We start from the raw sequence: 15317 nt of genomic DNA on the forward strand, positions 1-15317 counted from the left end.
TGCTCTTTGGGCTATCTTACCTGAATAAGATCATTTAGCTATCAAGATTTCTAAGGGTTTTTTAATTATTTGCCGTTTTTTGTGATTTTTTTATACAACTAGATTCAAATTAATATTTTTTTTATCTTACTCAAGATTTTCAATCTTGTAGCTCAACTAAAAAATGAAACAAGTATCGAAATACTTATTTCATTCGCATTCTATTATGTACAGCTTGGCTTAAGGTATGACTATCGACATATTCAAGTTCACCACCCTGTGGTACGCCTTGTGCAATGCGCGTCATTTGGATCGGTAAATGTTTCGTTGCCTCGACCAAATAGTGCGCTGTGGCCTGACCTTCTACCGTTGCATTGGTCGCCAAAATCACTTCTGTTACTTTACCATCGCCTAAACGCTGGATTAGATAAGGAATGCCGATCTCTTCAGGCCCAATACCATCAAGTGGAGATAAATGCCCACCCAATACATGGTACTTACCACGGAAACTGCCACTTTGCTCAATCGCCATCACATCTGCGGGTGACTCAACCACACAAAGTAGTTGATCGTCACGTTCATGCGAGACGCAAATATCACAAACTTCGTTTTCAGTCAGTGAGTGACACAAACTGCATTCGTGAATATAGCTAGTGGCTTCGTTTAAAGCATGTGCAAGGCCCACAGCCCCTTCACGATTTTTCATAATCAGATGAAGCGCCATGCGCTGAGCCGATTTTGGCCCAACACTTGGCAAAATACGTAAAGCTTGTACCAATTGATCAAAACGATCGCTAAACACTATACGTATTCCTTAATTAGAATAAACCAGCAAGACCCGGTGGTAAGCCTGCACCTGAGTTCGCAGCTTTCATACGCTCTTCAGTGATTGCTTCTGCTTGACGTGCAGCATCATTCATTGCCGCAGCAATTAAGTCTTCAATCATGTCTGCATCATCTTGCAATAATTCAGGATTGATTTCGATACGTTTTACCACATTGCGGCAAGTCATCGTCACTTTAACCAAACCACCACCAGCTTCAGCATGCACTTCAGTTTGCGCAAGCTCTTCTTTAGCTTTTTTAATGTTGCTTTCCATGTCTTTTTGCATGCGTTGAGCTTGCTGCATTAACATATTAATGTTCATTAAAATCTCCGAACATAAAATTAAAAAATTAGATTAAGTCTAAACCACGTGTGATATCGCGAATAATATCATCAATATCTTCCAAACCAACAGAAACACGAATTAAACCTTCACGAATTCCTGCTGCTTGTTTCGCTTCTGGTGAAAGTTTGCCATGTGTAGTCGTTGCAGGATGGGTAATAGTCGATTTGGCATCGCCCAAGTTGCCTGTAATTGAAATAAACTGAGTATTGTCAATAACAGTCCATGCCCCTTCGCGCTCGCCTTTCACTTCAAAAGAAACGATCCCACCAAAGCCTGTTTGTTGCTTCGCTGCAAGTTCATGCCCAATATGCTCAGGTAAGCCTGCGTAATACACTTTTTCGACTTTCGGGTGTGTATTTAAGAATTCTGCCAGCTTTTGCGCACTTGCTGAGTGCTCGCGCATACGTAAACGTAAAGTCTCTAAGCCTTTTAAGAATACCCATGCATTGAAAGGACTCATTGAAGGCCCCGTGGTACGCACATAACCAAATACTTCTTCGAGTAGTTTATGACTACCTACTACTGCACCACCAAGAGCACGACCTTGACCATCCAAATACTTCGTCGCTGAATAAATCACCAAGTCCGCACCAAACTCAATTGGACGCTGTAATACTGGCGTACAGAAACTATTATCAATTGCTAAAAGTGCGCCATTGGCATGTGCGATATCAGCAAGTGCTTGAACGTCTGCCACTTCAGCCAAAGGATTCGATGGAGACTCAACAAAGAGTAATTTAGTTTCAGGCTTAACGGCATTTTTCCATGCATCTAAATCTGTTAAATCGACAAAGTCGACAGTTACACCAAACTTAGCCACATATTTTTCAAACAAAGAGACGGTCGAACCAAATACCGCACGTGAACAAATCACATGATCGCCTAGTTTTAAAAATGACATTGCCACGGCCATAATTGCGGCCATACCTGAACTGGTTGCCACTGCACGTTCTGCACCTTCTAAAGCTGCAAGGCGTTTTTCAAACATTGCAACAGTTGGGTTGGTAAAACGTGAGTAGATGTTCCCTGGCTCTTGACCTGAAAATTTTGCTGCGGCCTCTGCTGCATTTTCATAGACAAATGATGAAGTTAGAAAGATAGGTTCGCCATGTTCTCCCTCGAAACTACGCGTATGCCCAGTACGAATGGCTAAGGTATCTAATTGGTATTCAAATTCGTCTTGTAGGCTCATGGCTCTGGTTCAGTCGACAGACTGCCTTTGTAAAGAATTGCCAACATTTTGAGCGTCTAGGCTATTTAAGGTCAAGGTAAAATACGCAAATATTGATTAGACTTCGATCAAACTTTCTGCTTATTTGAGATCTAAGACCTATATGCACTCTTTAAAAACTAAAATTTCAACGCATCAAAATAAATTAAAGAATCTTTCTACGCGCATTTTTAATGGAAAGTCACTCATTTTGTCACAAAGCACAGCTTATGAAGTGATTGAAACATTTGATCTGACCCAAATTCGCTATTACGCACCTGAAGTGCGTAAGTATAAAGAACCCTTAGTTTTTGTGGTCCCACTAGCCATCAATATGTCTATTTACGACCTTTATCCTTATCGCTCACTGGTGAAGTACTTCCAACAGCAAGGCTTTGCCGTATATGTGATTGATTGGGGGAAATTAAATATTCATAACCGTCATTTTAACTTTCTGACGTTTATTGATCATTATATTCCACTCTGTATACAAAGCATTTTAAAACATAGTGATAGCGAGCAAATTTCTCTGCATGGCTGGAGTATGGCTGGCATTTTCGTGACCTTGTATACCGCCCTGCATCAACCTAATTTTGTGAAAAATTTAATGGTTTTGGGGAGTCCAATTGACAGTTATAAATCTGGGCGAAATGGACAGTTATTTGCATATATCAATCGAATCATTTCAAAAAGCAAAGCATTACAACAGCAAATTTATCAGGGCAAGATACCGAAACGTCTGCTTCATACCTCTGGGGGCTTAAATACTTTTGGTTTTAAAATCATTGATCCTATCGGTTGGTTTCAAAGTCATAAGAACCTACTGCTTAATTTAGATGACCATGAAGCCTTGTATGAACATGCCACCATTGGCGGTTTTCTCAATCGTATGATTGATTATCCCGGCGGCATTAACCAAGACATGCTTTTTAATGTTTGGCTGCGTAATCCACTCAAAACTGGACTAATCACATTAAATGAGAAAAGCATTGCTTTAAAAAATATACAGTGCTCATTGCTTGTAGCTGCGGGGACAACAGACCAACTTGTTACAGCAGAGGCAGCTCAGCCATTAACCCAATTGACAAGTAGCACCGATGTCACGTTTACTCTTATCCCAGGGGGACATTTAGGACTGATGTCGAGTAAACGTAGTGCCGATGAATTTTGGCCACAACTGGCTCAGTGGTTAAGTGAACGTTCAAGTAAAATTTAAATACTAAGGTTTGACATGATTCAGTCAGTTGCATTTATCGGTCTAGGCGCCATGGGTTATCGCATGGCATCACACTTACCTAAACACTTTGAACACGTGTGGGTATGGAATCGCAATTTTGATAAAGCAAAACAACATGCAGAAGCCTATGGCACGCAGGCGGTCGAACTTGCGCAAGCAGTTCAGGCCGATGTAGTCTTCTCTTGTCTTCCAACCAGTCAAGATATTGAAGACTTACTTGCACAAGTTGAGCTTAAAGCAGGCAGCATTTGGGTCGATTGCACCAGCGGTGTACCTTCTTCTGCAAAAAAAGTAGCTGAACAGCTTAAACAACATGGTGTGGACTTTTTAGATGCACCTGTGAGTGGTCAAACCATTGGCGCTGATAATGCAACCCTTACGGTTATGATCGGTGGTGATGCCGCAGCTTTTGAACGCGCACTACCAGCTATTCAAGCGTTTGGTAAACTGATTAAACACGTGGGTGAATCGGGTGCTGGTTTTGCAGTTAAAGCCGTAAACAATATGCTTTTGGCTGTGAACCTCTGTGCTGTTGCCGAAGGGTTTACCACACTCAAGGCTCATGGCGTAAACTTAAACGAAGCATTGGATTGCATTAATGCATCGAGTGGTAAAAGTGGCGTAACTGAAACTGTTTTGCCCCAGCGCATTCTCAACCGCAGCTTCCCGCTTACTTTTGCACTCCCTCTATTAGCAAAAGATACGGGCATTGCCGTTGATTTAGTCCGCGAAGCAAAACTATCCGCACCTGTGATTGGACTGGCTCAAAGTTTAATTCAAAGTGCCAGTGATTTATCTGAAGCAGACAGCGATTTTTCTTCCGCAGTTAAACTATATGAGTCATGGAGCAAAATTACTTTAGAGTAATGTTTATCACAATAAGTCGTACTTTAACTTTAATCATAAGTTAAGTTATTTCTATGAACGAACAAGAAGCCTCATAAAGAGGCTTTTTGTATATTTCTAATTTTATTGACGTTTTGATTCATTAAATGTCTAACTACATATTTAAAAATTATACGCTGTATCGGACTGAGCTCTTGTTGATGTAGATTATAAAAATCATCTGGGCTATCAAATAAACCGAAATCTTGATTAATCCCCTTGTCTTGAATAAAAGTATCATTCAAATTCCAATCAATAGGTGGATTTTCAAAATTCTCGGTAAATACCCCAAAACCACAAAAGGTTGTTGTTTGATGCTTATTTATACTTTGTAATTTTTCTAGATAGAGTCGATCAAGAATTACACCCTCCTGAATATACCATTGTCCATTCACATGAACTTCGACCCAACTATGTAAAATATTCTTGGGCGATAACTTATACCAAATGCCTTTGATTGCGCCTTTTTGTAGGGCTTTATCGATGGTAAACCCATGTATCCGCGTGGCTACACCCACTGCTCGGAGTAACGCCATCAATAACGTTGCTTTGGTATTACACTGACCATAACCGTCGCTTAAGACTTGAGATGCCTGTATCGTATCTCCCGTGTTATAGCCAAATTGAACTTCATCACGAACAAAGTTATAAATATTTCTCACCTTATTAACTTCATCAAGATCTCTCCATTTGCGTTGTTCAATCAAATTTTGAATCGATGGATGGTAATAATCTAAAATCGGTGTCTGTTCTAATAGCCTTAGCATACTCAGCTCTCCAGTCTAGTCATTTGATTTAAAACTATGGAGTTAGTCCAAGGTCAATATTTTTACTGCCACTTTTATAATGAATTAAGACTAAAGATTGTTTTGAGCTTGATTAATTTTATAGTAGAGCTCTGTATACTCAATTAATTCAGCACATATACTTGTGTATAAAAAACCGAATTAAATTTAGGATAAACAATTTATGCTCAAAGTCATTGCTCAGGATTTTATTAAATTAGAACATATTGATAGAGTCATGCCTTTATATCGTGAACTTGTAGAAAAAACAAAAGCTGAACCAAGATGTATATCCTACGACCTATTTATTGATCAGAAAGATACTGGGCATTTTATATTTATTGAAGCATGGCCTGATCGCGCAGCGCTAGATGCGCATTGCGAAACGGAGCATTTTAAAAGACTAGTGCCGTTGATTGACCAATACCAAAGAGCTGCAGGAACCTATATATTAATGGATGAGTTTTCACACCAAAGTAGCTTCACCTAGATCGAATATGGTATCGAAAAATAAAACTATCCGATAAATACGTCCCTGTATAATTGCAACCAAACATCTTGATTTAAATATTTTCATCTTTCATTGCAGGCATAAGGATTTCTTTAACACAAGATGCATTACTGGTGGAGATGATAAATTTTATGGCTAGAATGACATCAGATAAAGGAATTAAAGCATGATTGGTCTCTGCCAATACAGTTGCGGTTGGAACATCTGCTTCATATTCTGTCGCCAAATACCCTAGATTTAAAACACTCACCCCAATCAGGTCGTTACGCAAAATCTCACGCAATGATTGAGCAATTCCACGCAAAGCATATTTCGTTGCAGAAAAGACCAACTCTTTGCCATTATGATTATCTACACCCCATGTAGAACCAATCAATATGACTTTAGCGTTATCCGATAACTTTAAATTTTCTATCAAGGACTGAAGAGACTGAATACAGGTATTAATATTTGTATTTAGAATGGTATTTAACTCAGTAGATGAAACCTCTTCAAAGTTATAATTCTCTGTAAAAGCATTATTTTCCCAAATTCCAACATTATAAATAAGAACATCTATTTTCTCATCTTTGACTGTTTCTTTTACCTTATCCACCGCATCGTTAGGAGTAGATAAATCTGCACAAATCCAATTCAATTGAGCATTATTTTTAGGAATAGAACGAGAGACACCATAAACTTTATCCTGAGCTTCAGGCACTAAGTTTACAATCGCTTTGCCTAAGCCTCTACTTGCGCCATAAATTAGAAATGTTCGACCTAAACCATTCATATTTTAATTCATCCCTTCATAACCAACTGCATAATGATTTAAACTTAAGTTAAGTTTAAATCAAGTTTTATTCATCATTTTATATTTAGCCATTAAAGATTATAATTACCTAAGTCACAGACAATAATTTATATTTCCATAATTTATTTTCCACCCACTTATTTCAAGTAAATCCCCAGCACAAGGCATTCAATAATAAATAAAGCTTTTAGACTGTCTAAAATAAGCATGCAAAAGAGTCCATTTAAGACAAAAAAATAACATTAAGCGATAATGATACATAAGTACTTAATTCAGAAAGAAATGAATAACTTAATAAAATTCATTGCTAATCGTATAGAAAGAAATGCCTGAAATAGCATTTGAGATGAGGCGAACATTAAAGGTTAAAATGCAGAAGTACCGAAGCACTGTGACCCTCTCAATGAAATTTAAAAATGTTAGAGCCTAAAAAAAGTTGCAAAAATAGGCTAAATTACATAAAAAAATTAAATATCCATTTCTATCTGCTATTTAGAAAGCAATTGATATATATAAATTTTATGTATTATATGCAGCAATTATGAAGTAAAATTACAATTGAGTAAGAACTCACCATTGAATAAACATAACAAACCCCTATAAAGTAATAGCGTGACTACATACAATGTTACAAACTGAGGAAATTCTCATGAAAAAGTTGACTGTAGCGGTTTTTGCCAGTCTTGCAACACTAATCGGGGCGCAAAGTTTTGCGGCATCACCTGAGCAAGAGTGTCAAAAATTAAAAGATGATCATGATGTCATTTATGCATCTAAAGGTTTCTGTTTTAAGGACCCTGAAGCGAAAGCAAAATTTGGCAATGATAATTGCTACACCACTAAACCGAAATTCTCTGAAAAAGAGCAACAACGTCTTGACGCGATTAAAGAACGTCAAAAAGAATTAAACTGTAAGTAAATCAGTTTAAGCGAAACTTAAGGAATAGACATGGCTTACGATGAGCAAAACATTTTTGCACGAATTTTACGTGGTGAACTTCCAGCCATTAAAGTATATGAAGATGACCAAGTTCTTGCATTCATGGATATTATGCCTCAAGCAGACGGTCATACTTTAGTCATACCCAAAACACCTGCGGTGACTTTACTCGACCTCCCTACCGATGCTGCTGCCTACACCATTCAAGTGGTACAAAAAGTAGCAAAAGCCATTGAAGTCGGTTTGGATGCCCAAGGCATTGTCCTCATGCAATTGTCTGGAGCGGCTGCTGGCCAAACCGTTCCCCATGTACATTTCCACCTCATTCCGAGTTCGGTACATGAGCTAGGTAAGCATGCCTTACAAATGGGTGATCAAGAAAAAATCAAAGCACAAGCAGAAAAAATTCGTGCTGCTTTGTAATTCCACCTATTCAATCAAGGAGCTTCGGCTCCTTTTTTAGGTCTAAAAGTAAATAGAATCAATAATCTAAGTTCTCAAAATCAAGCTTAACAATTTATCGCGGAAATGCATTTGACATTGAGTTGTTTAATATTTTTGTAATATTACCTTAATATTAATGACTTATTTGTAATCAATAATGAGCGCCAAGAGACAGAAGTCTGATGAATAAAAAGACGACTGAATAACCTTTTATAGACGAATCAACAAAAGTCTTTCTTGGAGCTACACATGAAAAAAACACTTTGCGCATTAGCAGTTGGGGCAACATTACTTACACCAGCTTTGGCAATGGCTGCTGACGTAAAAATTTATGGCCGTGCGCATGTTTCTTTAGACTATCTTGATGATGGTGCTGACTACAACGAAGTCGGTCTTTCTTCAAATTCTTCACGCCTAGGCTTCAAAGCTGAACAAGAACTAGAAAATGGCATGACTGTATTCGGTCAAATCGAACAAGAAATTAACTTCGCAAGTGGTTCTGCAAACGATGAGGTTGAGTTTGCAACTCGCGATACTTTCGTAGGTTTAAAAGGTAACTTTGGTCAAGCACGTGTCGGTCGTTTCGACAGCCCATTCAAAGCAGCGCGCGGTCCAGTAAACTTCTTTGGTGACATGGTTGGTGATGTACGTAACTTAACTCGTGCAGGCAACTTACGTTTTGATGAACGTAACGCAAATACCATCGAATATAAATCACCAAAATTTGGTGGCGGCTTTAACGTGATTGGTGCACTTTCATTACACGAAGCGAATACCGTTGATAATGAAGAAAGCAAAGACAAAGCTTATGACTTAGCCTTAACCTACAAAGAAGGCCCGATGGACTTTGCTGCTGCATATGAACACTATGAAGAAGATGCAAGCCGCGGAGAGCGTGACGGTTTCCGTATTGCGGGTGCCTATAAAATCACTCCTGACTTTAACTTAGGCGGTTTATACCAATTCCTTCAACATGACAACTCGGATGCAAACCCAGATGCACAAGTCTTTGGTGTTGCAGGTGAATATAAATTTGCACCTAAAACATTGGTACGTGGTGAAGTCTTCTACCGCGATGTTGATGCAGATGATGCCAATGCAACATTGCTTGCAATTGGCCTAGAACACCGCTTAGATAAAGCTGTGCGCTTATACGGCAACTTAGCCACTGTACTTAACGATGACCAATCTAACTTAACACCGTGGTCACAAGGTCGCTCAAACAGCGTAGGTGGTACAGCGGGTGAAAATAGCCTTGGTCTTTCTCTAGGTATGCGTTACGACTTCTAAGTTGTGCTCCCCTAAAAATTAAAAAACACGCTTCGGCGTGTTTTTTAATTTAGAATTTTAAGTAATAAAAAAGCCATTCTAGAATAGCTTTTTTATTGTGAATTTAGCGTTTTAAGAAGCCCGAAACTAAGTTCAATACCTGTTGAATATCCGCGTTGGCTTCTTGAGGGTTGGTTTGTCCGGCTTGCGGGGTGAGTGAGTCAATAATTTGCGGTAATACTTGTGAAATAGCACTATATACATCTTGTTTAGGCGCATTGGCTTGCTCTGCAACTTGCTCCACCGCGGCATCATCAAACAAGTTTTGCACTTGTTCTGGATTTACACTGGCATTCTCCCCTGGTCCTGTTGAAACCCAGTCTTCAACCTGACTGCTTAAACCTTGCCCTTTGAGTTTATCTAAAGCTGCCTGCAAACCACCTTGCTGTTGAATCCATGCCAAAATCAAAGGCAATACCGCAATCAATAAACTTTTTCCACCGCCTGCGAATCCTGAATTCTGCGAGTTTGGCGCCTGCTGCGACTGCCCACCAGTCAAACCACCCAACACCGAGCCTAAAATATCACCCAGACCACCCTGTTGTGTTTGGCCTGCACCACCCGCTCCGAGTTGTCCAAGCACCGAACCCAAAATTCCACCCAAACCACTTTGTTGGTTTGACTGTTGCTGACCGCCCATGGCCTGCTTTGCTAAAATTTCTATAATATTATTCAGGTTCGTCATCACTTTATCCTTTCTAGGTTTTTTAAACAGCATACGATGTTTAAAAAAGCCCTATAGAGATAAATTGTTAATTTTTGCTATGAATGGAAAAATACAGTCGCAGTCAAATCACCAACGGAATTTATTCCAGTTTTCAGGATTCGCCCAAAATTTTGAATTGAACCAGTCAGGCACATGCTTATAGGTCAAAATATTAAATTGCCATAAAGCAAAGTCTTTACCATGCGTCGTTTTATCGATCAGTTGAGTAAAACCTAAAGCACGAAGCAGTTGTTCATCCTGCAATTGACTGACCACCACAATACGCTTTGCCATCAAATCTCTTAAACGCACCAATAGTTGTGATTTTTGTTGTGAGCTTATATTTTGCATTTCTGCCGTGTCAAAAAGCACAAAACCTAAATCATAGCGCTGGGTAAAAGGCAGACTTAAAAAGTCAGATACGCTAAAATATTGCCATTGAATAGATTGATGATGATTTGGGCTGAGATCCTGCCCAATGCACAATGCAGTTGAAATAGGCTGTTCTTGAGATAAATCGTCTAGCATAGAAGTAATGACGTTCAGTTCAGCCATAACCGCATCCTTAATATTGAGTGAGTAATTCTGTATGGAACTTCAAGGCATTTGCCATAAAATGCATGCAGGTCTTAAGGACCTTAGTGTAACTGATCAACATACACACAAGGCAAATGTTGAATATAAATTTATCCTAGATCGTTCAGAAGTTGACCTTCCTTTTAACTTGGGTCAAGAAATCGAGATTGAATGGACTGGTAAAATCTTTTGTGTTTCATGTGGTACGAAGACTTCTAAATCATTTTCGCAAGGCCATTGCTTTAAGTGCTTTAAAACCAAAGCCTCTTGTGACATGTGTATTATGAAACCTGAAACCTGTCACTACCATCTAGGTACCTGCCGAGAAGACAGCTTCGCGCATGAAGTTTGTTTCCAGCCACATATTGTTTATTTAGCCAACTCAAGTGCCCTAAAAGTTGGGATTACACGGATTAGCCAAATGCCAACCCGTTGGCTTGATCAAGGTGCAACCCAAGCCCTTCCAATTATGAAAGTCGGTTCGCGTCGTCTTTCAGGCCAGCTCGAAATTATGTTTGGCACACAAGTGGCAGACAAAACCGATTGGCGTAAATTACTCAAAGGCGAAGCTGAACCACTCGACTTGATTGAAGTTCGCGAACAACTCATCGAAGAATTTGCACCTAAAATCCAAACCATTCGTGAGGAATTTAGTCAAAATCTTGAATTCAATGAAACGGTTGACCTTTTGGAAACTGAACTACCACGCGAGTTTGTTTATCCAGTTGAGCAATATCCTGAGAAAATTAAATCCCACAATCTGGATAAAACCCCAGTTATTCGCGGTAAGTTACAAGGGATTAAAGGTCAGTACCTGATTTTAGATACAGGCGTGATTAATATTCGTAAATATTCAGGTTATGAGCTCAAAATTCGTGCCTAAGCTTGTTTATCCTTAAATAAAATTTGTTTATCTACACACATAAAAAAAACCTGCACGAATGCAGGTTTTTTTATAGCATGCGATTATTTAATTTTCGCATGTGCTTTTAAGTATTGCACATAATCTTCAGCTTCTTGCTGACCACGAAGTTGTTGATATAACTTCGAAAGCTCAGCCAACTGCTCATCCGTCAATGCACTAGACGTCGTCTTGTTTACGTTTGATACTGCGACTACCACCATTTCTGTTGGCAATAATGCTGTTGTTACAGACCACTGTCCTGTTTTTGGTGCCGCTTGGCTAAATGCCGCACGCTCAACTGCACGTGGTAAGCCTTGTGAACGAATAAACACTTGCGGTGCAGTAAAGGTCAAACCGCTCTTGGCAACAACTGATGCTGCTGGTTGAGTTTTAAAGTCTTTTAAGCTTTGAGCAATTTTAGCTTTAGCAGCATCATAAGCTTTTTGTTCAACCAATTTTGCTTTCACACGTGGTGTTGCTTCTTGAAGCGTTTGGACACCTGCCGCATGATAATCACGTACTTTTGCCCAAACTACATCCCCATTTGGAAGTTGGATGCTGCTGGTCGCGTTACGATCACCATTTTTAACGTCATCGTTAAACAGTTTCACTTTCACCGCAGCATTACTTAATACAGGATGCTGTGTAGATAAGGTCATGCCTTTTACTGTTTGAACTTGTACACCTTTAACTTCTTGAGACACCACGTCTAAAGCATCTGAGTCTACAACCAGTTCATTTAAACTGTTTACAGTATCAGAGAATGCATTGGCTGTTTTATTCTTTTGAACTTCCGCCGTCAAACGTACTTTTTCATTTTCAAAAGATGGCAACTTCACAGCTGGCGCATCAGTTTCAATGACATGGTAACCAAATTCAGTTTTTACAGGCGCTGACACTTGGCCCGATTTAAGTGATGCTACAGCTTGGTCAAAAGCATCACCAAAAGTGCCTTTGTTATAAACTGCTAAAGCACCACCATTCGCTTTAGATGCAGTATCTTCAGAGTATTGAGCCGCAGCTGCTGCAAAGCTTGTTCCTGCTTTAATTTTCGCAACAACTTCTTCTGCACGTTTTTTCGCTTCAGCATCTGTACGTGCATCAGTCGTAATCAGAATATGTTTAACCAAAGGCGCAATATTCTCTTTTTGTGCTTCAACAAACTGTGTATAGGCTTGCTGCAACTCGGCCTCTGTTACAGGTAAAGCAGCAGCAGGTACATTGGCTGGTGTTAACAACACATAGTCAACATCTACACTTGCCACTTGTTTAAACATAGCTGGGTGTTGCTTGTAATAGTTTTCAATCTCTTGTGCTGAAACCTTGACGTTCTTTTTATATTCATCAAGATTTACATTGGCAAACTGCACAGTACGCTGTTCTGTTTGTAAGTTAGCAATTTGTTGAATATCTAGTTTACTCACCAATGCATAATCAACAAAAGTCGAACGCATCATTTTTAATGCATGGTCTTGACGTAAGTTTGCAACGAGCGCATCACTACTCATACCCACAGACTGCAAATAGCTTGAATAACGCGTTTCTGAAAATTTTCCATTTTCTTGAAAACTTGGCTGTTGAGCAATCATCTGTTCAATTTGAGTATCACTGAGTGAAATGCCCAGCTTTTCAGCCTGTTGTAATAACAAAGTATTTGCGATCAGTTGGTCCATCGCTTTATCTTTAATAAAGCTTTGGTTGAGTAAAGTTTCATCCCCATTGGCATAAGCTAAGAATTGTTCTTTAAAGGAAGCGGTTAAGGTCTCTAATTCCTTTTCAGAAATATCTTGGCCATTGACTGATTTTACAGCGTCTTTTGATCCGCTACTAAAATATCCTTCAATACCTACAAGTGCTAAAGGGGTCAAAAACAAAATGAGCAAAGCTTTGCCCAACCAACCCTTAATAACTTTACGAAAAGATTCCATAAGTATTCCAATATTTTATTTGCCCGAGATTTTAACTGAAAAGCAGCAATGAATGAATGTGTTATCGACACATTTTCTAATGTTTAATAAAAAACGCGCCGAAAAGGCGCGTTTAGTATTTATTTAAAAGATTAAGCAACAGAATCTTTTAAACCTTTACCAGCTTTGAAGCTTGGTACTTTGCTTGCTTTAATTTCTAAAGTAGCACCAGTTTGTGGGTTACGGCCAGTACGTGCAGCACGTTCTTTCACGTTGAAAGTACCAAAACCAACAAGTGTAACTGTATCACCAGACTTAAGCGCTTCAGTGATTGAAGCAATTGTAGCGTCTAAGGCCTTACCAGCATCAGTCTTAGACAATCCCCCTTTCTCTGCAATTGCATCAATTAATTCTGATTTATTCATGTGGATCGCGTCCTCTTAATATCGTTTATTTAAGGTCCAAAAATTTAGTATAAATTACCGTAACGCCTTTATAGCAATGCTTTAGGTGAAAACGCAATACTCTGTATATGCTTTTTTGGAAAATAAATCACAAAAAAACGTTGAAAAAGGTACAAAAGCACAACCAGATCACTTTTTATTCACTTTTTCGTTTAACTTCTTATTTTCTTCAATCAAAACATCGATTTTATCATTCAGTTGAAGAATCAGGTTTTCTAAGTACTGAATATCTTTAACTGTGACCAATCCAATCCGGTTTAAAGAGTGATTTACCCCGCGATCTACAATCTTCTCAACCTTGTCTTTAGTATCCGTCACCGATTCACGCGCTTTTTCAGATACCTTTTCAACCGTTTGGTCAGCAATCTCAGTGGTTTTAGATTCTAACTCTTCGCCGACTTGGACCAACGAGTCAAATAATTTATTCCCCTCTTCCTCTGCACGTGAAAAAGCACCCAAACCGGCTAACCAGATTTGTTTGGTATACTTTCTAAAATCCAAACTATTTTTACGGTGAAAATGATGCTTAGTTTTTGTTTTTTTTAGTGTTTCATCTTCTTGCGAAATATCATCTAACTCTATATCTGCTTTTTCCATTAGCACCATCTCCTGCATGATTTATGTGCAAAAACATCCAAAAAATCTTATAGATTGCACTATACTAGCAAATATTAGACTTGATCGATTTGTAAAACTGTTCTACAAAGCATCTTTATTACATTTTTATTTTTAAGTCTGAAGTTTTTGCGAGCAGGATGCTCATTTCAGGTCAGGATTTAGGTTACTACTTATGAGTGATTCTCAAAAAGAACACAATCAAACACATATGCTACTCACTATGGTGATGATTGTTCTTGAGACGATCTTTTCTCTTATTTTAAAACACGACCGCGTGGTTGCACTTCACTGTAAAAAGTTTGTTGAGCAAAATATTGCGATTAAAATAAATAGCTACCTGCCTTATTTTGACTTCTATATCACCTTTACCGCTCAAGGTGTTTTATTTGACGCCAAAGCACCTGAAAAACCGGTCGACCTAGATGTACGCACCACATTGATGGATTTAATTAAAATTTTCGTCTTTGGAAACCGTCGTAGTATTAAAACCATGCGTATTGATGGTGACATCACCTTAAAAGATGAGTTCCGAGATTTAATTTTACATTTTAGTGCACCTAAAGTTCTTGCCGATTGGAAAAACTGGTTAACTGAACCAACTGATCCACAAAATGTGGTTGCATCTAAAAAGCGCATTGCGCCACTTTTAGAGAAAATAGAAGAACAACGTTCAAAAATCAACACCCTACAGGTTGAAGTGAAACAATACAAAAATCGTATCCGCCGTATCGAGCAACGTCAAAAACGTATAAATGCCACATTTTTTGTGTTTTCTATACTTTTGATTAGCTTATTGGTATATAATATTTGGCTTGCATAACTACATAATATTTCAAGCAAATTAAATACGCACAATC

18 protein-coding genes are annotated in these 15317 nt (G+C 38.7%); 8 read left to right on the top strand and 10 right to left on the bottom strand.

Annotated features, from left to right (window positions below; translation table 11 throughout):
- Positions 1-184: 184 nt before the first annotated feature.
- The 3 genes from recR to F946_RS15900 are packed head-to-tail and all read right to left on the bottom strand — an operon-like array spanning position 185 to position 2343.
- The gene (gene recR / locus F946_RS15890) at positions 185-781 is read right to left on the bottom strand and encodes a recombination mediator RecR (RefSeq protein WP_004697052.1); all 597 of its coding nucleotides are present in this window, start codon (positions 779-781) and stop codon (positions 185-187) included.
- A gap of 16 nt (positions 782-797) precedes the next feature.
- Entirely contained in the window at positions 798-1127 is a 330-nt protein-coding gene (locus F946_RS15895; protein WP_004984648.1) for a YbaB/EbfC family nucleoid-associated protein, read from the bottom strand.
- 28 nt (positions 1128-1155) lie between these two features.
- Positions 1156-2343, bottom strand: coding sequence for an O-succinylhomoserine sulfhydrylase (locus tag F946_RS15900; RefSeq protein ID WP_004697048.1), 1188 nt, complete (start codon positions 2341-2343; stop codon positions 1156-1158).
- Between the two features lie 142 nt (positions 2344-2485).
- Here F946_RS15900 and F946_RS15905 point away from each other — a divergent pair, with 142 nt between their 5' ends.
- A complete protein-coding gene (locus F946_RS15905; protein ID WP_004984651.1) occupies positions 2486-3577 on the top strand; it encodes an alpha/beta fold hydrolase in 1092 nt (363 codons plus the stop codon).
- A gap of 15 nt (positions 3578-3592) precedes the next feature.
- Positions 3593-4465: an NAD(P)-dependent oxidoreductase gene (locus F946_RS15910; RefSeq protein ID WP_004984654.1), complete on the top strand. Its 873-nt coding sequence runs from the start codon at positions 3593-3595 to the stop codon at positions 4463-4465.
- Between the two features lie 71 nt (positions 4466-4536).
- Here the strand turns inward: F946_RS15910 and F946_RS15915 are convergent, their stop codons facing one another.
- Entirely contained in the window at positions 4537-5250 is a 714-nt protein-coding gene (locus F946_RS15915) for a transglutaminase-like domain-containing protein (protein ID WP_004984658.1), read from the bottom strand.
- Between the two features lie 202 nt (positions 5251-5452).
- Between F946_RS15915 and F946_RS15920 the strand changes: the two genes are divergently transcribed.
- Complete coding sequence (locus tag F946_RS15920; protein ID WP_004984659.1) at positions 5453-5758, top strand: putative quinol monooxygenase; 306 nt, start codon at positions 5453-5455, stop codon at positions 5756-5758.
- Between the two features lie 73 nt (positions 5759-5831).
- Here the strand turns inward: F946_RS15920 and F946_RS15925 are convergent, their stop codons facing one another.
- Entirely contained in the window at positions 5832-6551 is a 720-nt protein-coding gene (locus tag F946_RS15925) for an SDR family NAD(P)-dependent oxidoreductase (RefSeq protein ID WP_004984660.1), read from the bottom strand.
- 670 nt (positions 6552-7221) lie between these two features.
- Between F946_RS15925 and F946_RS15930 the strand changes: the two genes are divergently transcribed.
- The 3 genes from F946_RS15930 (at position 7222) to F946_RS15940 (ending at position 9246) form a co-directional block, all read left to right on the top strand.
- Positions 7222-7491, top strand: coding sequence for a YARHG domain-containing protein (locus F946_RS15930; protein WP_004697032.1), 270 nt, complete (start codon positions 7222-7224; stop codon positions 7489-7491).
- A 30-nt stretch (positions 7492-7521) separates the two neighbouring features.
- Entirely contained in the window at positions 7522-7935 is a 414-nt protein-coding gene (locus F946_RS15935; RefSeq protein ID WP_004984663.1) for an HIT family protein, read from the top strand.
- Between the two features lie 270 nt (positions 7936-8205).
- A complete protein-coding gene (locus F946_RS15940; protein ID WP_004984671.1) occupies positions 8206-9246 on the top strand; it encodes a porin in 1041 nt (346 codons plus the stop codon).
- 103 nt (positions 9247-9349) lie between these two features.
- Here the strand turns inward: F946_RS15940 and F946_RS15945 are convergent, their stop codons facing one another.
- Complete coding sequence (locus tag F946_RS15945; protein ID WP_004984672.1) at positions 9350-9970, bottom strand: YidB family protein; 621 nt, start codon at positions 9968-9970, stop codon at positions 9350-9352.
- A 108-nt stretch (positions 9971-10078) separates the two neighbouring features.
- A complete protein-coding gene (locus F946_RS15950) occupies positions 10079-10546 on the bottom strand; it encodes a DUF6231 family protein (protein ID WP_004697025.1) in 468 nt (155 codons plus the stop codon).
- Positions 10547-10580: 34 nt separating this feature from the next.
- On the opposite strand from F946_RS15950, the gene F946_RS15955 reads away from it, so the two are divergent.
- Positions 10581-11450, top strand: a complete 870-nt coding sequence (locus F946_RS15955; protein ID WP_004984674.1) for a DUF2797 domain-containing protein — start codon at positions 10581-10583, stop codon at positions 11448-11450.
- Between the two features lie 83 nt (positions 11451-11533).
- Here the strand turns inward: F946_RS15955 and F946_RS15960 are convergent, their stop codons facing one another.
- From F946_RS15960 to F946_RS15970, 3 genes are all read right to left on the bottom strand, one after another.
- Positions 11534-13399, bottom strand: a complete 1866-nt coding sequence (locus F946_RS15960; protein ID WP_004984675.1) for a SurA N-terminal domain-containing protein — start codon at positions 13397-13399, stop codon at positions 11534-11536.
- 131 nt (positions 13400-13530) lie between these two features.
- Entirely contained in the window at positions 13531-13803 is a 273-nt protein-coding gene (locus F946_RS15965; RefSeq protein WP_004697018.1) for an HU family DNA-binding protein, read from the bottom strand.
- A 168-nt stretch (positions 13804-13971) separates the two neighbouring features.
- The gene (locus tag F946_RS15970; RefSeq protein WP_004984677.1) at positions 13972-14439 is read right to left on the bottom strand and encodes a phasin family protein; all 468 of its coding nucleotides are present in this window, start codon (positions 14437-14439) and stop codon (positions 13972-13974) included.
- 193 nt (positions 14440-14632) lie between these two features.
- Between F946_RS15970 and F946_RS15975 the strand changes: the two genes are divergently transcribed.
- Entirely contained in the window at positions 14633-15280 is a 648-nt protein-coding gene (locus F946_RS15975) for a hypothetical protein (protein WP_004984680.1), read from the top strand.
- Positions 15281-15317 lie beyond the last annotated feature (37 nt).

Origin of the sequence: Acinetobacter johnsonii ANC 3681 (assembly GCF_000368805.1) — a bacterium.
GTDB classification, from domain to species: Bacteria; Pseudomonadota; Gammaproteobacteria; order Pseudomonadales; family Moraxellaceae; genus Acinetobacter; species Acinetobacter johnsonii.